A 19874-nucleotide genomic window follows, 5' to 3' on the forward strand; every position below is an offset into this window, starting at 1 on the left:
GCGCGAGGGGAAGTAAGCCATGGCTGTGTCGCGTAATGGATTGATCGCTGCCCTGGATGTGGGGTCGTCCAAGGTCTGCTGCTTCATCGCCCGCGCCGATGGCGGCACCCTGCGGGTGATCGGCATCGGGCACCAGCTCTCGCGCGGCCTGCGCAACGGCAACGTGATCGACATGGATGGCGCCGAGCAATCGATCCGTGCCGCGGTCGAAACCGCCGAGCGCATGTGCGGCGAAACCATCCGCGACGTCTATGTCAGCGTGAATGCCGGCAATCCGCAGTCGCACAGCGTCGGCGTCGAGGTCGACCTGGCGGGCCACGAGGTGACCGAGCATGACGTAGCTCTCGTGCTCGACCAGGGTCGCCGGCACGAACATCCCGGCGACCGCGAGATCGTCCATTCCATCCCGGTCGGCTACACCATCGACGGTTCGCGCGGCATCAAGGATCCGCGCGGCATGGCCTGCGAGCGGCTGGGCGTGAACATGCATGTCATCACTGCCGGTTCCGGTCCGCTGCGCAACTTGGCCACCTGCGTCGCCCGTGGTCATCTGCGCATCGCCGGCCGCATCGTCGCGCCATTCGCCTCCGGCCTGGCCTGCCTGGTCGAGGACGAGATGGATCTCGGCGTCACCCTGCTCGATATGGGCGGCGGTACCACCAGCCTGGCGGTGTTCTATGACGGCCAGTTGGTCCATGTGGATGTCGTCCCGCTGGGCGGCGGCCATGTCACCAACGACATCGCGCGCGGGCTTTCCACGCCGCTGGCCCATGCCGAGCGGCTCAAGACGCTTTACGGCACGGTTCTGCCCAGCCCCTCCGACGATACCGAAACCATAGATGTGCCGCAGGTGGGCGAGACCGACGACCACGCCCATAACCAGGTGCCGCGTTCGATTCTCACCGGCATCATCAAGCCGCGTCTGGAAGAGACGCTGGAACAGGTGCGCGAGCGACTCGCGCAATCGGGATTCGAGAAGCTGGCCGGGCGCCGCGTCGTGCTGACCGGCGGTGCCAGCCAGCTGCAGGGCGTTCGCGAACTCGCGGCCCGTATTCTCGACAAGCAGGTGCGACTGGGCCGGCCGATCCGAGTCGGCGGCCTGGCCGAAGCAACCGGCGGTCCGGCCTTCTCGGCCTGCGCCGGCCTTCTCTCTTATGCGCAACAGCAGGCGGCTGAACGCACCATCCGCCTGCCCGAACCAGAGCCCGCACCCAACGGCGCGATTTCACGAATCGGCCGCTGGTTGCGGGCCAATTTCTAACCGAGTGGCAAAGACGATGAACACAGCATTCAAAACAACCAGCATCCACGCGGTTTTTGCATTGTCGCTTGCATCGCAACGCGACTTTGGTCATTGCAACAGTTAACCCTGGAGGAGAACATGGGTATCAATCTCACCATGCCGGCCACGCGGGAGCTGAAGCCCCGCATCGTCGTTTTCGGCGTTGGCGGCGCCGGCGGCAATGCCGTCAACAACATGATCGCCGCCCAGCTCGAGGGTGTCGAATTCGTCGCCGCCAATACCGACGCGCAGGCGCTGAACATGTCGCTCACCGAGCGCCGGATCCAGCTGGGCGTGTCGCTGACCCAGGGCCTGGGCTGCGGTGCCAAGCCTGATGTGGGCCGGGGTGCTGCTGAAGAATCGCTCGACCAGATCCTGGAACACATGCAGGGCAGCCACATGGCCTTCGTCGCCGCCGGCATGGGCGGTGGCACTGGCACCGGGGCCGCCCCTGTCATCGCCCGGGCGGCCAAGGAAATGGGCATCCTGACTGTTGGCGTGGTGACCAAGCCCTTCTCGTTCGAGGGCAGCCAGCGCATGAAACTGGCCGAGGCCGGCATCCGCGAACTGCAGCAGTATGTCGATACCCTGATCATCATCCCGAACCAGAACCTGTTCCGGGTGGCCAACGAGAAGACCACGTTTGCCGATGCCTTCAAGATGGCCGACAATGTCCTGCAGTCGGGCGTGCGCGGCATCACCGACCTGATGGTCATGCCTGGCCTGATCAACCTCGATTTCGCCGATGTCCGCTCGGTGATGAGCGAGATGGGCAAGGCGATGATGGGAACCGGCGAGGCCGATGGTGAGCATCGTGCCATCGAGGCGGCGGAGCGGGCGATTGCCAACCCGCTGCTGGACGACATCTCGATGAAGGGCGCTCGCGGCGTGCTGATCAACATCACCGGCGGGCCGGACCTCACCCTGTTCGAGGTGGACGAAGCCGCCAACCGCATCCGCGAGGAAGTCGATCCCGAGGCCAATATTATCGTCGGCTCGACGCTGGACCAGAACATGCAGGGCAAGATGCGGGTTTCGGTGGTTGCCACCGGCATCGATGCCGCCGCGCAGCAGATGCCGCAGCCGCAGACCAGCCCCTCGCTGCGTCTGGTGACGCCGCCGCAGGCCAAGCCGATCGCTTTCGGCGCCATGCCGCGCCCGGCCCAGGCACCGGCCATGCAGCCTGCCGCCACCATGGCGACCCAGCCGATGACGGCCGGCGCCACGGCACTGGCCATGCCGGAAGCCGCGCCCGCCGCGATGGAAGCCAGCATCGAGCTGCCGGCACCGGCCGAGCTGCCGGAAGTGCAGTTCGCGCCTGTTGCCCAGCCGGTGGCCCAGCCCGCTGCTGCGGTCGCCGCCACGCCGGCTGTCGAGCCGGCCGCGCGGCCGTTTGCCGCCCAGTTGGCCGACGCGCAGGCTGCGGCACCGCAATTCGTGCCGCCGGCGGCCCAGCCGCTGCCGACCCGCGCGCCGGAAGCGATGCGTCAGCCCGACCCCTTCGCTGAAGCTGACATGGTCAACAAGCCGGCCGAGCCGAAGAAAAAGGCCAGCCTGTTCGACCGCATCACCGGTGTGGCCCGTGGCCGCGCCGCCGATGCCGAACCGGCCCCGATGCGCCAGGCCGAACCGCAGTTCACCCGCGTTCAGGCTCCGACGCCGCAGGCTCCGGCCGCTCCGGCTGTTGCGACGCCGACCGTCACCCGCACCGAGGCACCGCGCCAGGCCGACCTGGGCCTGATGGCGACCGCCGAACGTCCGGTTCAAAGCCGACCGCAGGATGATCTGCTGGACATTCCGGCCTTCCTGCGCCGACAGGCCAATTGAGGGTTAAAAAGTACAGCTGATACAATGATTTAATAGGTATCGGCGGCGTTACAGTTCGAAACACAGAGTGATTTGTTGTTGCCGGGGGTGGTTGGTACAACCATCCCCGGTTTTGTTTTTGCGCGGGTCACCCGATTCGCCATTTCGGTTCAAGGAGTTCGATGCGTGCTCACCGCTGGTAAAATCGCCCAGAAGACGCTGAAGAACCGCATCAAGTGCTCGGGTATCGGCCTGCATAGCGGCGCCAGGGTCCATATGGTGCTGAATCCGGCGGCGCCGGATACCGGTGTGGTGTTCCGCCGTACCGATCTGCCCGGCCAGCCGCTGATCCGCGCCCGTTTCGACCAGGTCACCGATCTGCGCATGTGCACCACCGTTGCCGCTGGCGAAGGTGTGTCGGTCGGCACCGTCGAGCATCTGATGGCCGCCCTTTCGGGCATGGGCGTCGACAATGTGCTGATCGACATCGATGGTCCTGAAGTTCCTGTTATGGATGGCTCCTCGGCGCCCTTCGTGTTCCTGATCGAATGTGCCGACGTGATCGAGCAGGTGGCGGCGCGCCGTTACCTGAAGGTGCTGAAGAGCATCCGGGTGAGCGAGGGCAACGCCAGCGCCGCGCTCCATGCCGATGACGGCTTCACCATCGATTTCGAGATCGAATTCGCCAATCAGATGATCGGTCGCCAGAGTGCCGAGTTCCAGCTGGAACCGGGCCGTTTCAAGGCCGATATCGCCCGCGCGCGCACCTTCGGTTTCGTACAGGAAGTCGAGCAGCTGCGTTCCATGGGCCTCGCCCGTGGCGGTTCGCTGGAGAATGCCGTGGTACTCGGCCACGACCGTATCCTGAACGACGATGGCTTGCGCTACGACGACGAATTCGTGCGCCACAAGATTCTCGATGCGCTGGGCGATCTCTATCTGGCCGGCGCGCCGATCATCGGCCGCTACGAAGGCCGCCGCTCCGGCCACGCGCTGAACAACAAGCTGCTCAAGACGCTGTTCGCCGATCAAAGCGCCTATGCCTGGACGACCCATGCCAAGGGCCGCGATACCGCGCGCCTGATGCCGGCTGTGGATTCCGGCCTGCGCCAGCGTCCTGCGGCGGTCGCAGAAGCCGCGCTCTGATATCCGGCAACCAAAAAACCGGCCACAAAAAAAAGCCCCGCTTATGCGGGGCTTTTTCATGTCTCGATAATGGTCAGGCTTCAGTCGGCAGCGGTGGCTGCCTCTTCCTCGTCCTTGTAGCGGCTGGCGATGCTCTTGATCAGGCCAGCCACCGCCGAGCGGATCGTGGTGTCCTCGATATCGCTGAAATTGCGGACCAGTTCGATGGTCGAGCGGTTCTTGCCGCCATGTTCCAGTGGCTTGCTTTCCAGCTTGGCTTCCAGGCCCTCGAAGAAATAGGCCATATCGACCTGCAGGCGCTGGGCGATCTCGAACAGACGGCCGGCGCTGACGCGATTGGCGCCGGTTTCGTATTTCTGAACCTGCTGATAGGAAATCTTCAGCGAGTTCGCAAGTTCTTCCTGGGTCAGGCCGAGTTCCGTACGGCGGGCGCGAATCCGCTCGCCGACATATTCATCAACACGCGTTGCGATCTTGCCCATAGTCTCACCTCATGGCGGGGCCGGGCGAACCGGCCTTGGATACTGTAGGCCGGCCAAAGCCGGCGCCCTGTGCTCTTTAACCTTCGTCAGGCGACATCCGTCACATGACGACTGTATCACTGGATTACTGTCTTACTGGACAACGATCCAGCCCGCCGGTTGTGGCGGTCAGGGGGAGGAGGTAGACCCATCCGTACCCTGATTGAACGCTTGGCCTATTCTAGCCGTCTTTCGGGCCGGCGCTACTCGCGGCGCGCGATTAAACCTATATGGAAACTGTCCGAAACCGGGTGTGATACCTCTAATACGAGAATTTACAGATAGTGGAAATCGTTCAGAAGTATAGGTTGTATTGCCCGGAAAAAACTTCAGGAATATTGCATACATAGGCGGCGGAAGCCTTGAGGGCTATCCCAAAGGCGTAGCCTGGCAGGGAGTTATCCCGAAGCAGGTGGCCGAATCAGGCGGCAACCTTGATTTTCACAGGCCCCCATGCGACAGAATTCCGCCATGCCGATGCTTCGCCGATTGGATTCGTCGCGGGTTGTGCCTTCCGCGCGCCGCGATCTTGCCGCCCCGGTCCCGAACCGGACACCGGATCGGAAAAGCATGGCGGCCAAACTGCTTCTGCCCTTTGTTCTCGTGCTGGTCCTGTCGGCCTGCGGCGGAGCCAAGGATCCACCCTATGTCGAGCGCCCGGTCGAGGAACTCTACAACGTTGCCATGGATGCCATGGCAGCGGGGGAATGGGAGGCGGCGGCCCGGGGTTTCGATGAGGTCGAACGGCAGCATCCCTATTCAGTCTGGGCGACCAAGGCCCAGCTGATGGCGGCTTATTCCTACTACCAGAGGAATGCCTATACCGATGCGATTTCGGCGGCCGACCGCTTCATCCAGTTGCATCCCGGCAGCAAGGAAACGCCCTACGCATATTATCTGCTGGCGATCTGTTATTATGAACAGATCACCGATGTCGGCCGCGACCAGAAGATTACCCAGCAGGCGCTGAGCGCGCTGGAAGAAGTGGTGCGCCGCTATCCGAACAGCGAATATGCGCGCGACGCCCGCCTGAAAATCGACCTGACACGCGATCACCTCGCGGGCAAGGAAATGACCATCGGTCGGTATTACCTGCGTTCAGGTCAGCAGATCGCTGCGATCAACCGCTTCCGTGCGGTGGTCGAGAAATACCAGACCACCACCCATGTGCCGGAAGCGCTGCATCGCTTGGCCGAGGCGTATATGTCGCTCGGCGTGCTGGACGAGGCGCAGAATGTGGCCGCCGTGCTTGGTTACAATTATCCGGGCAGCGAATGGTATGTCGACACCTATACCCTGGTGACAGGGCAGACCGTGCCCGGCGCCAAGTCGGCCGAAGGTGACGACAAGGGCTGGTTCAGCCGCACCTGGAATTCGATTTTCTGACGCCATGCTGACCGGCCTGAGCGTCCGCGACATCGTGCTGATCGAGCGGCTCGATCTGGCCTGTGGCGACGGCCTCGGCGTGCTGACCGGCGAAACCGGCGCCGGCAAATCCATTCTGCTCGATGCTCTTGGTCTCGCGCTTGGCCGCCGCGCCGATGCCGGCCTGGTACGCAATGGCGCAGGCCAGGGTGTGGTCTCGGCCGTGTTCGACCTGCCCGCCAAACATCCCGCCCACGCCATCCTGACCGAACAGGGCCTCGATGCCGCCGACGAACTGGTGCTGCGCCGTGTGGTCGGCGCCGACGGCAAGAGCCGCGCCTTCGTGAACGACCAGCCCATCAGTGTCGCCCTGCTGCGCCGCCTGGGCGATACGCTGGTGGAAATCCACGGCCAGAATGACGAACAGGGCCTGACGGATGCCACCATCCATCGCGCCCTGCTGGATGAATATGCCGGGCTGGAAAAGGACGTAAGCGGCCTGCGCGATGCCTATCAGGCGATGCGCGATGCCGAGAAGGCCCTGATTGATGCGGCGCAGACCGCCGAACAGGCGCGACGCGAAGAGGATTTCCTGCGCCATGTGGTGAACGAACTGCAGGAGTTGTCGCCTAAACCGGGCGAGGAGCAGGAACTGGCGCAGCAGCGCAGCATGCTGCAGGCTGGCGAGAAACTGGCCGCGGCCATGCAGGAGGCACAGGGCGCGCTGGAACAGGGCGGCGGCGTGGATGCGCGCCTGCGTGCCTGCCTGCGGGCGCTGGAACGCGTGGCCGAGAAGGCGGGCGGCAAGCTGGATGCCGTGATCGCCCAGGCCGATCAGGTGCTGCTGCAGGCCGGCGAACTGGCCTCGGCGCTGGATCGTACGGCACGCGACCTCGATCTTGACCCGCAGCGGCTCGACAAGGTGGAAGAGCGGCTGTTCGCCCTGCGCGCCGCCGCGCGTAAACATAATGTCGCGGTCGATGATCTGGCTGCCATGGCCGACCGCTTCGCCGAACGTCTGGCGCTGATCGACAACCAGGCGGCCAGCCTGGGTAAACTGGAAAAGGCCGCCGCCGCCGCCAAGACAGCATATCAGGCGAAAGCCGAGACCATCTCTGCCGCACGCCGCAAGGCGGCCGCCAAGCTCGACAAGGCGGTGGCGGCGGAACTCGCCCCCTTGAAACTCGGCGCCGCCAAATTCTCCACATCGGTCGAGGCGCTGCCGCCCGAGCAATGGAGCGCCGAAGGCGCCGACCGCGTGCAGTTCCTGGCCAGTACCAACCAGGGCACCGCGCCGGGCTCATTGGCCAAGATCGCCTCGGGCGGTGAACTCAGCCGCTTCATGCTGGCCCTGCGAGTCGTGCTGGCCGGCCGCGGTTCGGCCGGCACGCTGATCTTCGACGAGGTGGATCGCGGTGTCGGCGGTGCGACGGCCGCCGCCGTGGGCCAGCGTCTGGCCCGCCTGGCCGAGCGCGTCCAGGTGCTGGTGGTCACCCATTCGCCGCAGGTGGCCGCCAAGGGCAGCCATCACTGGCGCATCGCCAAGCGCGAGACCGGCGCGGCGAAGAACCGTACGACGCTCACCGAGGTCGCACCGCTGCAGGCCTCCGAACGGCGCGAGGAAATCGCCCGCATGCTGGCCGGCGCGACGGTCACCGACGCGGCCCGCGCCGCGGCCGACAGCCTGCTGGCTGGGCAGGAGGGCTGACCATGAGCCGCCAGCGCGCCAAGCCGGTGGCAGAGCTGGGGCCGCGCCAGGCCAGGCTGGAGCATGCCCGGTTGGAACAGGAAATCGCCGAGCACGACAAGCGCTATCATCAGCAGGATGCGCCGGTCATCTCGGATGCCGATTACGACGCGATGAAGCGTCGCCTGCTGGAGATCGAGGCACAGTTTCCCGATCTCGCCACGCTGGGCGGCGTATCCAGCCGGGTCGGCGCCGCGCCAGCGGCGGGTTTTGCCAAGGTGCGCCATGCCAAGCCGATGCTGTCGCTCGACAATGCCTTCGCCGAGGAAGACGTTGCCGATTTCCTCGGTCGTATCCGCCGCTTCCTCAACCTGAAAACCAACGACGACCTCACCCTGATCGCCGAACCGAAGATCGATGGCCTGTCAGCCAGCCTGCGCTACGAGAATGGCGAGCTGGTGCGGGCGGCGACGCGCGGCGATGGCCAGGAAGGCGAGGACGTCACCGCCAATATCCTGACGCTCAAGCATGGCGTGCCGCACAAACTGCATGGCAAGGGCTGGCCCGATGTGCTGGAGGTGCGCGGCGAAGTCTATATGACGCGCCAGGATTTCCTGGCGTTGAACGAAGCGCAGGAAAAGGCCGGCGCCAAGATCTTCGCCAATCCGCGCAATGCCGCCGCCGGCAGCCTGCGCCAGCTTGATGCCAGGATCAGCGCCCAGCGACCGCTGCGATTCTTTGGCTATTACTGGGGCGAGGTTTCCGCGCCGCTCGGCAAGACGATGCAGGAAGCGCGCGCGAGGCTGGCCGACTGGGGCTTCACGCTGAACGATCCGGTGCAGGCCTGTCACAGCTTCGAGGAGCTGATAGCCTATTACCGCAAGGTCGCTGCCCAGCGCGCTACCATGGCTTTCGATATCGACGGCGTGGTCTACAAGGTGGACCGGCTGGACTGGCAGGAGCGGCTGGGCTTCATCAGCCGTTCGCCCCGCTGGGCCATCGCCCATAAATTCCCGGCCGAGCAGGCCCAGACCATCCTGGAGAATATCGACATCCAGGTCGGCCGTACCGGCGCGCTCACACCGGTGGCCAAGCTCAGGCCCGTGAATGTCGGGGGCGTGTTGGTCTCGAATGCCACGCTCCATAATGAGGACGAGATCGCCCGCAAGGACGTGCGCATCGGCGACACCGTGATCGTGCAGCGCGCCGGCGACGTGATTCCGCAGATCGTCGCCGTGGTGCTGGAGCGTCGCCCCAAGGAAGCCGCGCCGTTCGAGTTTCCCACCCACTGTCCCGTCTGCGGCGCGCCGGCCGAACGCGAAGCCGATCCGAAATCGGGCGTGGAGGACGCGGTGCGCCGCTGCACCGGCAGCATCAGCTGTCCGGCCCAGGCGGTGGAAAGCCTGCGGCATTTCGTGTCGCGCAACGCCTTCGATATCGAGGGACTGGGCGAGAAGCAGATCGCCGCCTTTTTCGAATGGGGCTGGCTGAAGGAACCGGCCGACATCTTCCGCCTGCACCGCCATGCAAACGACCTGCAGCGCAAGGAAGGATTCGGCGAAACATCGGTGGCCAAACTGATGGTGGCCATCGAGCAGCGCCGGGTGATCGGTTTCGACCGTTTCGTGCATGCCCTGGGCATCCGCCATGTCGGGCAGGAACGCGCCCGGCTGGTGGCGATGCATTACGGCACGCCGCAGGCCTGGCTGGAGGCGATGGATGCGGCGAAGGACCGCGAGGGCGAGGCCTGGGGCGATCTCAACAGCATCGACAAGATGGGCGACGTGGTGGCCGATGCCATCGTCACCTTCGCCACCCGCCGACATAGCCGCGCGGTGATCGACCATCTGCTGAAAGAGCTGACCGAAGTCGTGCCACCGGAAAAGCCGGCGCAGGATTCGCCGGTGGCCGGCAAAACCGTGGTGTTCACCGGCTCGCTGGAACGTTTCACCCGCGACGAAGCCAAGGCGCGCGCACTCAGCCTGGGTGCCAAGGTGGCCGGCTCGGTTTCGAAAAAGACCGACTACGTGGTGGCCGGCCCCGGTGCGGGTAGCAAACTGGCCGAGGCGCAGAAACATGGCGTTGCGGTGCTCACCGAAGACGAGTGGCTTGCGCTGATCGGCGGCTGATCATGCTGGTGCAGCAGGCGATTCCGTCTCTTGATGTCGTTGCCGGCGCTTCCGCCATCGCGCTGGATTTCGAAACCGCGAGCCATAGTCCGGGCAGCATCTGCTCGATCGGCCTGGCCTGGGTCGCCGGTGGGCGGGTGACCCATACCGCCCATCGCCTGATCCGGCCGCATGACATGCGCTTCGATCCCTGGCATGTCAGCATCCACGGCATCCAGCCCCATGACGTGGAATTCGAGCCGGAATTCCCTTCCGTGTGGGAGGAATTGCTGCCGCATCTGGAAGCCACGCCATTGCTGCTGGCCCATAACGCGCCATTCGACATTGGTGTGTTGCGCGCGGCGCTGAAGCATTACGATCTGGCGCAGCCGACTCTTTCTTATCTCTGCACGGTGAAGATCGCGCGCGCGGCCTGGCCTGATCTGTCGAGCCACGGGCTCGGCAACATGGCCGCGCACCTTGGCCTCGACCTGCAGCATCATACGGCCGACAGCGACGCGGCGGCCTGCGCCGGCATTGCCCTGCGCGCCATGCAGGAGGCAGGCAGCGCCGACCTGACGGACCTGCTGACGCGTTTTGGAATCAGGCCCGGCCGGCTGGAGCCGGGATACCACGAAGCCTGTTCGTCAGCGGCGGAACGGCGTTCAGCCTTCCGTCGTCACCGCCCGCCACCGTGGTTGCGGTGAAAGTTCAGCCGCCCTTCTTCATCTCGGCCTCATAGCGGGCCTTGGTTTCGGCATTGGGCGGATAGAGGCCGGGCAGCGGCGTGCCTTTATCGACTTCGCCCATGATCCAGGTTTCCAGCTTTTCCTGCTCCACGGCTTCCGCTGTCACCTCGGTCACGAGAGCCTGCGGGATCAGCACCGCGCCGTCGCCATCCAGCACGATCACGTCGCCGGGAAATACCGCCACGCCGCCGCAGCCGATCGGTTCCTGCCAGTTCACGAACGTCAGCCCGGCCACGCTGGGCGGCGCCGCCACGCCATCGCACCAGACTGGTAGGCCCGTGCCGATCACGCCGGCGCCGTCGCGCACCACGCCATCGGTGACCAGGGCAGCCACGCCGCGTTTCTGCATGCGGGCGCAGAGAATGTCGCCGAAGATGCCGGCATCCTTGATGCCCATGGCATCCACCACGGCGATGCAGCCTTCCGGCATATCCTCGATGGCGCCGCGCGTGCTGCGCGGGGAGGCCCAACTGGCCGGTGTGGCGAGGTCTTCGCGCGCCGGCACGAAGCGCAGCGTGAAGGCTTCGCCGACGATGCGCCTGTCCTGCTGCGTCAGCGGCTTGGCGCCGCGCAGCCAGACGTTCCGCAGGCCCTTCTTGAGCAGAACGGTGGTCAGCGTCGCCGTCGTGACCAGTTCCAGGGCCGCCTTGATCCGCGCATCCAGCATCGTCGTCTCTCCTTGCAGGGGACGACAGGCTAGGCAGGGCGGGGCAGGACTGGCAAGCAGGCGGATGGAATTTTCCGGGCCCGCTTGCGCTGAATCAAACCTTCAGGCCCCCAATGGAGCCGTCGCCTGTTTCAGCCAGGCGCGCGTCTCGTCGTCCAGCAGCGGCGCGATGTCGTGCCAGACCAGCGCATGATAGGCATCCATCCAGGCCACCTCGGCCGGTGTCAGCAGGCCGAGGTCGATCAGGCGGCGGTCGATGGGTGCGCGGGTCAGTGTCTCGAAGCCGAGCCAGCGTTTGCCATTTTCCGCCTTCTCGGTCTCGACGCGCACGGCGACCAGATTCTCGATGCGTATGCCATAGGCCCCGGTCTTGTAATAACCCGGCTCGTTGGAAACGATCATGCCGGGCTTCAGCGGCACCGCGCTGCCGGCCTTGGCGATGCGCTGCGGGCCTTCATGCACCGACAGGAAGCTGCCGACGCCATGGCCGGTGCCGTGGTCGTAGTCCAGCCCGATTTCCCATAGCGGTTTGCGTGCCAGGGCATCGAGCTGCTGGCCGGCGGTGCCTTCGGGGAATTTCGCCGTCGCGATGGCGATATGGCCTTTGAGGACGCGGGTGAAACGGTCGCGCATCTCCTCCGTCGGCGTGCCGATGGCGACCGTGCGGGTGATGTCGGTGGTGCCATCGGGATACTGACCGCCGGAATCGACCAGATAGAGGCTGCCGCTTTCCAGGTTGCGATTGGTGGCCTTGGTGACGCGGTAATGCACGATGGCACCGTTGGGTCCAGCCCCGGAAATGGTGCTGAACGACAGGTCGCGCAGGCCGTTATCCAGCCGGCGGAAACTCTGCAGTTTGTCTGCCGCGCCGATCTCGTCGACCACAACGCCTTTCGCCGTCTGCCGGTCCAGCCAGGCGAGGAACCGCGTGATGGCGGCGCCGTCGCGGCGATGGGCGGCGCGAGTGCCATCCAGTTCAGCCTGCGTCTTGCAGGCTTTCGGCAGCAGGCAGGGATCCTCGGCGCGGATCAGTTTCGCGCCCGCCTGTTCCAGTGCCTGCAGCACAAAGATGCCGCTGGTGGCCGGGTCGACCTGCACGGCCTTCTTGCCGCGGCCAAGGGCTGCGAGCGCGGCGGGGAAATCATCCGGTCCATGCAGCCGCACATCGCTTAAATGCCGGCGCACGGCATCGTCCAGCTTGCGGTCATCGATATAGAGATCGACGCCGCCAGTCGCATCCAGCACGGCCATGGAGAGTGGCAGAGGGGTATGCGGCACGTCGCTGCCACGGATGTTCAGCAACCAGGCAATCGATTCCGGCAGGGTCAGTACCACGGCATCTGCGCCGCGCGCTTTGATGGCGGCGGCGATCTCGGCGCGTTTCTCGGCGGCGCTGCGACCGGCCAGGTCGGTCGGCTGGATCGCCACCGGGCCCAGCGGGGGCGGCGGCTGGTCGGCCCAGACCGCGTCGATGGGATTGCCCTCGGCTGCCACCAAGGTGGCTCCGGCCGTTTCACAGGCGGCGGCGAAACGCTTCACGCCGTCTTCGACATGCAGCCAGGGATCGTAAGCCAGTTTTTCACCGGCCTTCATGTTGGCCTTCACCCAGTCGGCCGGCGGATTGTCGATGCTGTGCAGGCGCTCGAACAGCGCGCCATCCACCTGCTGGCTGAGCTGCAGGGTATAGCGGCCGTCGCTCCAGATCGCTGCCTTCTCGGCCAGCACGATGGCCAGCCCCGCCGAACCGGTGAAGCCGGTCAGCCAGCTCAGGCGCTGGGCGCGCAGCGGCACATATTCGCTCTGGTATTCGTCGGTCAGCGGCACGATCACACCCGCCAGCCCGCGCTTGGCCAGTTCGGCGCGTAAACTCGCCAGACGGCCGGCCACGGCGGTACGGTCTTCGATGGCGGCCGCAAAGCGTGCAGCCAGTTCGGCCACCAGGGCCGCGGCCTTGTCGGCGGGCAGGGCGGCATCGGCCGGCAGCAGGGCGAGGCCGGGAAAGCCGTCGAAGATCCGCGGCGCTGCGGCGATTCCACGTAACCAATTTGTAAGCACGGGCGGCAGACCGGCGGTGAGGGCGGATAGCGGGCCTGGCTGATGCAGTGTCATGGGATAACCCGTTGCTGTGTCTTTGAAATTATGGGGCGGCGCGGGGCGTTCGTCCAGACCAAGCTATGCAGTTTCTGCAATACTGCGTAAGCAAACAATCATGGGTAAGTCATTGTTTTTTCATAGGTGCAGTGCAATATTCTGCCCGTGGCCGCGATGCACAGAGAAGCCCGGACCACAGAACGGAGACTACCATGAACACCCTGCGCACCCAGACCGCTTTTGCCATCCCGGCCAACCTGGCGCCCATGAGCGCCGCCGAGATCGAGGCCTATGCGCGTCGTATCCGCGCCGAAGCCCTTGCCAACCTGATCGTCGGTGGCTGGACCGCCCTGAAGGGCGTCGCCGCCCGCGTGAAGGCCCATCTCGACCAGCGTCGCGCCATGGAAGAGTTGAACAACCTCGACGACACCATGCTGCGCGATATCGGCCTCAGCCGCTCGCAGATTCCGGCCGCCGTGGCAGGCCTGATCGAGCGTCCGGCCCCGGTCGCCCATGTGAACGAGAACGTCGCCACCGCCAAGGTGACCCGTCTGGTGCCGCGCGAAGCGGCCTAAAGCGGCAAGAGTTCCTCCCCGCCGGTACCGGCTGAGTATCGCGTCCGTCTCCAAAGTCTCCTCCCCCTGAGCGGAGACGACGCACCGGTCACCGACAAGAACGCGCGGCCCAGGGCATTGCCCTCAGGCCGCGCGTTTTTTTATGTCCGCCTCTGAAACCGGCATGCGCCGCGCCGTCATGCGTTAGTAACATGGCTGCTTTCGAGTCGGCGCAAGTCACCGTATAACGCCTTGATTAATCAGCAGGCGGAAAAATTAGGCAGCGGGTTATTTTTTATACATCTTTGAAATTACTCAAAAATTTAATCATTTCGCTCTTGCAAAAATAAATGGTGCGACGCAATATATGTGGCAGCGATACTGACGTAGTTCACAGGTGGCGTCATAAGTGACGCAGTCTCGCTGAGGAACACCCGGGGCGGCTTATCCAACGTAAGGAGATAGCCATGCAAACCCCGCGCTTGAACAAGATGCCCTCCACCCTCGACAGCCCGGCCTATCACTATCTGGGCCTGACCGATTACGTGCAGCTCGAAATGGAAGCGCGCCGTGCCCGTGCGCGCCTGATCGCGTCTTACCTGACGCGCGGCTTCAAGGCCCTGATCGGTCCGCAGCCGGCGCCCAGCAAGGTGGCCGATTTCACCGCCGACGACCTGATCGCCATGGGCGTGCCGCGCAAGGATCTGCGCGTCGCCCTGTTCGGCCAGTCGCTGGGCAATCTGATCGCGGCCGGCCTGAAGCGAGTAGCTGCCACGATTCAGCGCGCCTCGGCGGAAGCCGAACTGCGCAACCTGGATGACCGCACCCTGCACGACATGGGCCTGAGCCGTTCCGACATTCCGGCAGCGGTGGCCGGCGATATCTATCGCCCGGGCCAGCCGTCTAACGAGAATGCCGGCGAAGCCAAGGTGCAGGTGCTGAGGCAGAAGGAAGTCGTCGCCGCCTGAGGCGACGGCACCTCCCGCTGCGGTTATCCGCGGCGGTGGAAGATCAGGGTATGCCAGCCTTCGCGCGGAATGCGCCGCGCGACGCTGAGCCCGCCAGCGTGTTGTCCCGTCGCCCGGTAACGGGCGACGATGAGGCGCTCCTCGCGCGCCAGCAGGCCCGACAGCACCAGATGTCCGCCGGGCGCCACCAGATGGCTCAGGCCTGTCGCCATGCGGCAGAGCGGCTCGGCCAGGATATTCGCCACCACCAGATCATAGGGGCCGCAGGCCTTCAGCCGCGGATCGTCCGGCCGGCTCGCGGTCAGCGCTTTGATGCGGTCGCTCAACCCGTTCAGCCGGATGTTATCGCGCGTCACGGCGACGGCCACGGGATCGATATCGGCGGCCAGCACCTGCCGCGCGCCGGCCTTTGCCGCCGCCATGGCCAGCACGCCCGAGCCGGTGCCCATGTCGAGCATGCGGCGCGGTGCACGGACGCGGCAAAGATCGTCGATCGCCAGCAGGCAGCCATAGGTCGATGGCGCACGCCCGGTGCCGAAGGCCAGACCGGCATCCAGCAGCAGGCTTAAACTGCCCGGCGGAATCGCGTCGGCATCATGGGCGCCGTAAAGGAAAAACCGTCCGGCGTGGATCGGCGCATTCAGCTTGTTGGTGTGGCGCACCCAATCCTGTGCCGGCAGGTGGTCGAAACGGATCGCGGCGGGAATGCCCAGGGCATCGGCGATTTCCCCCAGCCGCTTGCGCCACAGCTTCTGATCCGGCGGCGCATCGAACAGCACCTGCACGCGCCAGTCGGGGCTGACCGCCACGCCGGGTTTCAGCACTTCATAGGATGTGACCGCCAGAGCCTCGTCGCCCAGCATCTCTTCGGCAGCGGGCACCAGGTCGACCGGCACATCCAGTTCGACCGACCAGAATTCGGGGGAGAGCGGCATACTCAAGCTTTCTCAACGAAAGAGGCGATCACGCGTTTCTCGCCGGCCTTCTCGAAGCCGATCAGCAGCTTGTTGCCCTCGATGGCGCGGATTTTCCCATAACCGAATTTCAGGTGGAACACGCGGTCGCCGAGATTGAATGCGGCATCGTCGGGGCTGCGCTGCACGATATCGTCGTCGTCCACGCGGCGGGCACGGCCCTCGATCAGGCCGCTTTTGCTGCGCGGGTATTGCGGCGAGAAATCCCAACTCGTGCCCTGATAGCCGCCACTGCCGGCCGCGTTTTCGCTGAAGCCGCCGCCGATATAGCCGGTGCGCTGGTTGCCGCGATACAGGCCGGGCTGCGCGCGTACCTCCACATGCTCGGCAGGCAGTTCATCCAGGAAGCGCGAAGGGATCGCCGATGTCCACTGGTTGTAGATGCGACGGTTGGCGGCAAAGGTGACATGCGCGCGTTTGCGCGCCCGGGTCAGGCCCACATAGGCCAGTCGTCGTTCTTCCTCCAGGCCTGCCGTGCCATTGCTTTCCAGCGAGCGGCGACTGGGAAACAACTCTTCTTCCCAGCCGGGCAAGAACACATAGTCGAATTCCAGGCCCTTCGCCGCATGCAGGGTCATCAGGCTAACCATCTCGGCGTCTTCGCTGTTCTCGGTATCCATCACCAAGGCGATGTGGTCGAGGAAGCCGGCGAAATTTTCGAACTCGGCGAGCGCGCCGATCAGTTCCTTCAGGTTCTCCAGCCGGCCTGGCGCCTCGGGCGACTTGTCGTCCTGCCACATCTGCATGTAGCCGGATTCCTCCAGGATGATCTCGGCCACTTCCATATGCGGCAGTTCGGCCGCCTGGCCGCGCCAGCGTTCGAAATCGCCCATCAGTTTCTTCAGCGTGTTGCGCTGTTTCGGCTTGATCTCGTCGGTCTGCAGAAGGTGAAGCAGAGTGGCCGTGAGTGACTTGCCGGCGGCACGCGCCGCCTTATGCAGCATTTGCAGCGTGCTTTCGCCAAGGCCACGCTTGGGCACGTTGACGATACGCTCGAAGGCCAGGTCGTCATCGGGCTGCATCAGCACGCGGAAATAGGCGATGGCATCGCGGATTTCCCGGCGTTCATAGAAACGCAGGCCGCCCACCACGCGGTATTTCACGCCGATGGTAAGGAAGCGTTCCTCGAAGGCGCGGGTCTGGTGGCCGGCGCGCACCAGGATGGCAACCTCGTTGGGCGAAATCTTCTCGCGCTCCAGTGCCTCGATTTCCTCGCCCACCAGCCGGGCTTCCTCGTCGCCGTCCCACACACCCTGCACGATGACCTTGTCGCCCTCGTTCAGGTCGGTCCACAGCGTCTTGCCCAGCCGGCTTTCGTTATGGGCGATCAGGCCGGAGGCGGCGCCCAGGATATGCGGCGTGGAGCGATAGTTGCGTTCCAGCCGCACGATCTTGGCGCCGGGGAAGTCCTGCTCGAAGCGCAGGATGTTGCCCACCTCTGCGCCGCGCCAGCCATAGATCGACTGGTCGTCGTCGCCCACGCAGCAGATGTTGCGATGGGTCTGTGCCAGCAGCCGAAGCCACAGATACTGCGCCACGTTGGTGTCCTGGTATTCGTCCACCAGGATATAGCGGAACTGGTGCTGGTATTTCTGCAGCACCTGTGCATGCTCGCTGAACAGCGTCAGGTTATGCAGCAGCAGGTCGCCGAAATCGCAGGCATTGAGCTGAAGCAGGCGTTCGCAATACTGGCGATACAGGCCGGCGCCCTTGCCCTCGGCGAAGCCGCTTTCGCTGTCGGGGACTTTTTTCGGCCCGAGGCCGCGATCCTTCCAGCGGTCGAACTGCGCTTTCAGCAGGCGCGGCGGCACCTGCTTCTCGTCCAGGCCCTCCGCCTCGATCAACTGCTTGATCAGGCGCAGCTGGTCGTCGTCGTCCAGGATGGTGAAATTCGGTTTCAGGCCGACCAGTTCGGCATGGCGGCGCAGGATGCGGTTGGCGATGCCGTGGAAGGTGCCCAGCCACAGGCCATCGACCGCGTTGCCGACCAGCTTCTCCACGCGTTCGCGCATCTCGCGCGCCGCCTTGTTGGTGAAGGTGACGGCCAAAATCTGGCTCGGCCAGGCCAGCCGGCGGTAGAGAATATGCGCCAGCCGCGACACCAGCACGCGGGTCTTGCCGGTGCCGGCGCCGGCCAGCACCAGCAGCGGGCCGTCCAGCTGGTTCACCGCCGCGCCCTGCGCCTCGTTCAGCCGCGTCAGCCAGTCCGGCGGCGGCAGGTTCGCAGCCGTGGCCGGGTCGGCGGGAGGACTATTTTCCGGCTCGAATCCGGACAGGTCGAAAGGGTCGGCGGACATGGGGTCTACATAGCCCAATGGGGCAGGGCTGGCCACCCGCACAGCCTCACTCCAGAGCATGTCCGGTAGGCACTGCCGATTGCCCTGCCTGCGCCAACGCGTTACCTCTATTGGTATTCCAAGGAGAGAAACGCCATGGCCCCCGTCGCCGTCCAGCCCCGCCTGACCCCTGCCGCCACCGAGACGGCGCTTGCCGCGCTGAAGCAGCTGCTGGGCGACCGGCTCACCACGGCTCAGGCGGTGCGCGACCAGCATGGCCGCGATGAATCCTGGAACCCGCCATTCCCGCCCGATGCCGTGGCCTTTCCCCATTCCACCGAGGAAGTCTCGGAAATCGTGAAGATCTGCGCCGCCCATGGCCTGCCGATCATCCCCTATGGCGCCGGCACCTCGCTGGAAGGCCATGTCACCGCGCTGCAGGGCGGCATCAGCATCGACCTGATGCAGATGAACAAGGTGCTGCAGGTGAATGCCGAAGACCTCGACGTGGTCTGCCAGCCCGGCGTCACCCGCAAGCAGCTCAACGAATACCTGCGCGATACTGGCCTGTTCTTCCCGATCGATCCCGGCGCCAATGCCTCGATCGGCGGCATGGTCTCCACGCGAGCCAGTGGCACCAATGCCGTGCGCTACGGCACCATGCGCGAAAACGTGCTGGCGCTGACCGTGGTGATGGCCGATGGCCGCATCATCCGCACCTCCAAACGCGCCAAGAAGTCGGCGGCCGGCTACGACCTGACCCGCCTGTTCACCGGCTCGGAAGGCACGCTCGGCATCATCACCGAAATCACCCTGAAGCTCTATGGCATCCCCGAGGCGATGTCCTCGGCGATCTGCTCGTTTGCCACCCTGGAAGGTGCGGTGAACACCGTGATCCAGACGATTCAGGCCGGCATCCCGGTGGCGCGCATCGAACTGCTCGACGACGTGCAGGTCGATGCGATCAACAAATATTCAAAACTCGACATGCCGGTGCAGAACCTGCTGATGCTGGAATTCCACGGCACCGAGGCCGCGGTTGCCGAGCAGGCCGAGATGGTGCAGTCCATCGCTTCCGACCATGGCGGCAACAATTTCCAGTGGACCACCAAGCCCGAGGAACGCGCCAAGCTGTGGCAGGCGCGCCATGATGCGGCCTATGCTTCGAAGGCTTTGCGCAAGGGCTGCGAGGTCTGGGCCACCGATGTCTGCGTGCCGATCTCGCGTTTGGCCGAATGCATCCTTGAGACCAAGGAGGATGTGGTGAAGACCGGCCTCACCGCGCCGCTGGTCGGCCATGTCGGCGACGGCAATTTCCACCTCGCCATCGTGCTCGACCGCAACAATCCGGCCGAGATCGAAACCATCGAGGCCTTCAACGAGCGCCTGGTGCATCGCGCGCTGCGCATGGACGGCACCTGCACCGGCGAACACGGCATCGGCCGCGGCAAGATGAAGTACCTGACCGCCGAGCATGGCGAGGCGGTGGCGGTGATGCGCGCGATCAAGAAGGCGCTGGATCCCGACAACCTGATGAACCCGGGCAAGATATTTAGTATCTGAAGCAAATCCGGCCAAAACACTGGCCGGTTTGGCTTTTCTGATCCGAAGGCTGCCAAAATCTGCTCAGGTGGGGCTCGGTCTCAGGTGCCGCTGGAAAACCGCCCGTTCAGGACCTAT

At 64.8% G+C, this 19874-nt stretch carries 15 protein-coding genes; 10 read left to right on the top strand and 5 right to left on the bottom strand.

Annotated features, from left to right (window positions below):
* The first annotated feature begins 19 nt into the window (after window positions 1-19).
* The 3 genes from ftsA (at window position 20) to lpxC (ending at window position 4234) form a co-directional block, all read left to right on the top strand.
* Window positions 20-1261 (top strand): cell division protein FtsA, encoded by a 1242-nt coding sequence (ftsA, locus tag ACK4FJ_RS13255; RefSeq protein ID WP_409739685.1) that lies wholly within the window; start codon window positions 20-22, stop codon window positions 1259-1261.
* Between the two features lie 120 nt (window positions 1262-1381).
* Window positions 1382-3109 carry a cell division protein FtsZ gene (ftsZ, locus tag ACK4FJ_RS13260; RefSeq protein WP_409767167.1) on the top strand — a complete coding sequence of 576 codons (1728 nt, stop codon included), beginning with the start codon at window positions 1382-1384 and terminating at the stop codon, window positions 3107-3109.
* A gap of 165 nt (window positions 3110-3274) precedes the next feature.
* Window positions 3275-4234 (top strand): UDP-3-O-acyl-N-acetylglucosamine deacetylase, encoded by a 960-nt coding sequence (gene lpxC, locus ACK4FJ_RS13265; RefSeq protein WP_409767168.1) that lies wholly within the window; start codon window positions 3275-3277, stop codon window positions 4232-4234.
* An 80-nt stretch (window positions 4235-4314) separates the two neighbouring features.
* Here the strand turns inward: lpxC and ACK4FJ_RS13270 are convergent, their stop codons facing one another.
* A complete protein-coding gene (locus tag ACK4FJ_RS13270; protein WP_409767169.1) occupies window positions 4315-4716 on the bottom strand; it encodes a helix-turn-helix domain-containing protein in 402 nt (133 codons plus the stop codon).
* A 609-nt stretch (window positions 4717-5325) separates the two neighbouring features.
* On the opposite strand from ACK4FJ_RS13270, the gene ACK4FJ_RS13275 reads away from it, so the two are divergent.
* Genes ACK4FJ_RS13275 through ACK4FJ_RS13290 form a run of 4 tightly spaced genes read left to right on the top strand, consistent with a single transcriptional unit; the run spans window position 5326 to window position 10622 of the window.
* Complete coding sequence (locus ACK4FJ_RS13275) at window positions 5326-6141, top strand: outer membrane protein assembly factor BamD (protein WP_409767170.1); 816 nt, start codon at window positions 5326-5328, stop codon at window positions 6139-6141.
* Window positions 6142-6145: 4 nt separating this feature from the next.
* A complete protein-coding gene (gene recN / locus ACK4FJ_RS13280; protein ID WP_409767171.1) occupies window positions 6146-7828 on the top strand; it encodes a DNA repair protein RecN in 1683 nt (560 codons plus the stop codon).
* A 2-nt stretch (window positions 7829-7830) separates the two neighbouring features.
* Window positions 7831-9936 (top strand): NAD-dependent DNA ligase LigA, encoded by a 2106-nt coding sequence (gene ligA / locus ACK4FJ_RS13285; protein WP_409767172.1) that lies wholly within the window; start codon window positions 7831-7833, stop codon window positions 9934-9936.
* 2 nt (window positions 9937-9938) lie between these two features.
* Window positions 9939-10622 (top strand): 3'-5' exonuclease, encoded by a 684-nt coding sequence (locus ACK4FJ_RS13290; protein ID WP_409767173.1) that lies wholly within the window; start codon window positions 9939-9941, stop codon window positions 10620-10622.
* A 4-nt stretch (window positions 10623-10626) separates the two neighbouring features.
* Here ACK4FJ_RS13290 and ACK4FJ_RS13295 read toward each other — a convergent pair whose 3' ends face one another.
* Both ACK4FJ_RS13295 and ACK4FJ_RS13300 read right to left on the bottom strand, forming a co-directional pair.
* Window positions 10627-11331: a ribonuclease activity regulator RraA gene (locus tag ACK4FJ_RS13295; protein WP_409767174.1), complete on the bottom strand. Its 705-nt coding sequence runs from the start codon at window positions 11329-11331 to the stop codon at window positions 10627-10629.
* 102 nt (window positions 11332-11433) lie between these two features.
* Window positions 11434-13440, bottom strand: a complete 2007-nt coding sequence (locus tag ACK4FJ_RS13300; RefSeq protein ID WP_409767175.1) for an aminopeptidase P family protein — start codon at window positions 13438-13440, stop codon at window positions 11434-11436.
* A 194-nt stretch (window positions 13441-13634) separates the two neighbouring features.
* Here ACK4FJ_RS13300 and ACK4FJ_RS13305 point away from each other — a divergent pair, with 194 nt between their 5' ends.
* Together ACK4FJ_RS13305 and ACK4FJ_RS13310 are read left to right on the top strand one after the other, a co-directional pair.
* A complete protein-coding gene (locus tag ACK4FJ_RS13305; protein ID WP_409767176.1) occupies window positions 13635-13997 on the top strand; it encodes a DUF1127 domain-containing protein in 363 nt (120 codons plus the stop codon).
* A 446-nt stretch (window positions 13998-14443) separates the two neighbouring features.
* Entirely contained in the window at window positions 14444-14944 is a 501-nt protein-coding gene (locus ACK4FJ_RS13310; RefSeq protein ID WP_409767177.1) for a DUF1127 domain-containing protein, read from the top strand.
* A 23-nt stretch (window positions 14945-14967) separates the two neighbouring features.
* Here the strand turns inward: ACK4FJ_RS13310 and ACK4FJ_RS13315 are convergent, their stop codons facing one another.
* Together ACK4FJ_RS13315 and ACK4FJ_RS13320 are read right to left on the bottom strand one after the other, a co-directional pair.
* On the bottom strand, window positions 14968-15879 hold the full coding sequence (locus ACK4FJ_RS13315) for a 50S ribosomal protein L11 methyltransferase (RefSeq protein ID WP_409767178.1): 912 nt from the start codon (window positions 15877-15879) through the stop codon (window positions 14968-14970).
* 2 nt (window positions 15880-15881) lie between these two features.
* Window positions 15882-18215 (bottom strand): ATP-dependent helicase, encoded by a 2334-nt coding sequence (locus ACK4FJ_RS13320; protein ID WP_409767180.1) that lies wholly within the window; start codon window positions 18213-18215, stop codon window positions 15882-15884.
* A gap of 135 nt (window positions 18216-18350) precedes the next feature.
* Between ACK4FJ_RS13320 and ACK4FJ_RS13325 the strand changes: the two genes are divergently transcribed.
* Complete coding sequence (locus tag ACK4FJ_RS13325) at window positions 18351-19757, top strand: FAD-binding oxidoreductase (protein WP_409767181.1); 1407 nt, start codon at window positions 18351-18353, stop codon at window positions 19755-19757.
* Window positions 19758-19874: the final 117 nt, after the last annotated feature.

Source organism: Ferrovibrio sp. (genome assembly GCF_046297595.1).
Classification (GTDB): Bacteria; Pseudomonadota; Alphaproteobacteria; order Ferrovibrionales; family Ferrovibrionaceae; genus Ferrovibrio.

Excerpts from the sequence above, each read along its gene's own strand:
- ftsA (WP_409739685.1), top strand. The coding sequence starts at position 20 with ATGGCTGTGTCGCGTAATGGATTGATCGCTGCCCTGGATGTGGGGTCG.
- ftsZ (WP_409767167.1), top strand. The coding sequence starts at position 1,382 with ATGGGTATCAATCTCACCATGCCGGCCACGCGGGAGCTGAAGCCCCGC.
- ACK4FJ_RS13270 (WP_409767169.1), bottom strand. The coding sequence starts at position 4,716 with ATGGGCAAGATCGCAACGCGTGTTGATGAATATGTCGGCGAGCGGATT.
- ACK4FJ_RS13275 (WP_409767170.1), top strand. The coding sequence starts at position 5,326 with ATGGCGGCCAAACTGCTTCTGCCCTTTGTTCTCGTGCTGGTCCTGTCG.
- recN (WP_409767171.1), top strand. The coding sequence starts at position 6,146 with ATGCTGACCGGCCTGAGCGTCCGCGACATCGTGCTGATCGAGCGGCTC.
- ligA (WP_409767172.1), top strand. The coding sequence starts at position 7,831 with ATGAGCCGCCAGCGCGCCAAGCCGGTGGCAGAGCTGGGGCCGCGCCAG.
- ACK4FJ_RS13290 (WP_409767173.1), top strand. The coding sequence starts at position 9,939 with ATGCTGGTGCAGCAGGCGATTCCGTCTCTTGATGTCGTTGCCGGCGCT.
- ACK4FJ_RS13295 (WP_409767174.1), bottom strand. The coding sequence starts at position 11,331 with ATGCTGGATGCGCGGATCAAGGCGGCCCTGGAACTGGTCACGACGGCG.
- ACK4FJ_RS13300 (WP_409767175.1), bottom strand. The coding sequence starts at position 13,440 with ATGACACTGCATCAGCCAGGCCCGCTATCCGCCCTCACCGCCGGTCTG.
- ACK4FJ_RS13305 (WP_409767176.1), top strand. The coding sequence starts at position 13,635 with ATGAACACCCTGCGCACCCAGACCGCTTTTGCCATCCCGGCCAACCTG.
- ACK4FJ_RS13310 (WP_409767177.1), top strand. The coding sequence starts at position 14,444 with ATGCAAACCCCGCGCTTGAACAAGATGCCCTCCACCCTCGACAGCCCG.
- ACK4FJ_RS13315 (WP_409767178.1), bottom strand. The coding sequence starts at position 15,879 with ATGCCGCTCTCCCCCGAATTCTGGTCGGTCGAACTGGATGTGCCGGTC.
- ACK4FJ_RS13320 (WP_409767180.1), bottom strand. The coding sequence starts at position 18,215 with ATGTCCGCCGACCCTTTCGACCTGTCCGGATTCGAGCCGGAAAATAGT.
- ACK4FJ_RS13325 (WP_409767181.1), top strand. The coding sequence starts at position 18,351 with ATGGCCCCCGTCGCCGTCCAGCCCCGCCTGACCCCTGCCGCCACCGAG.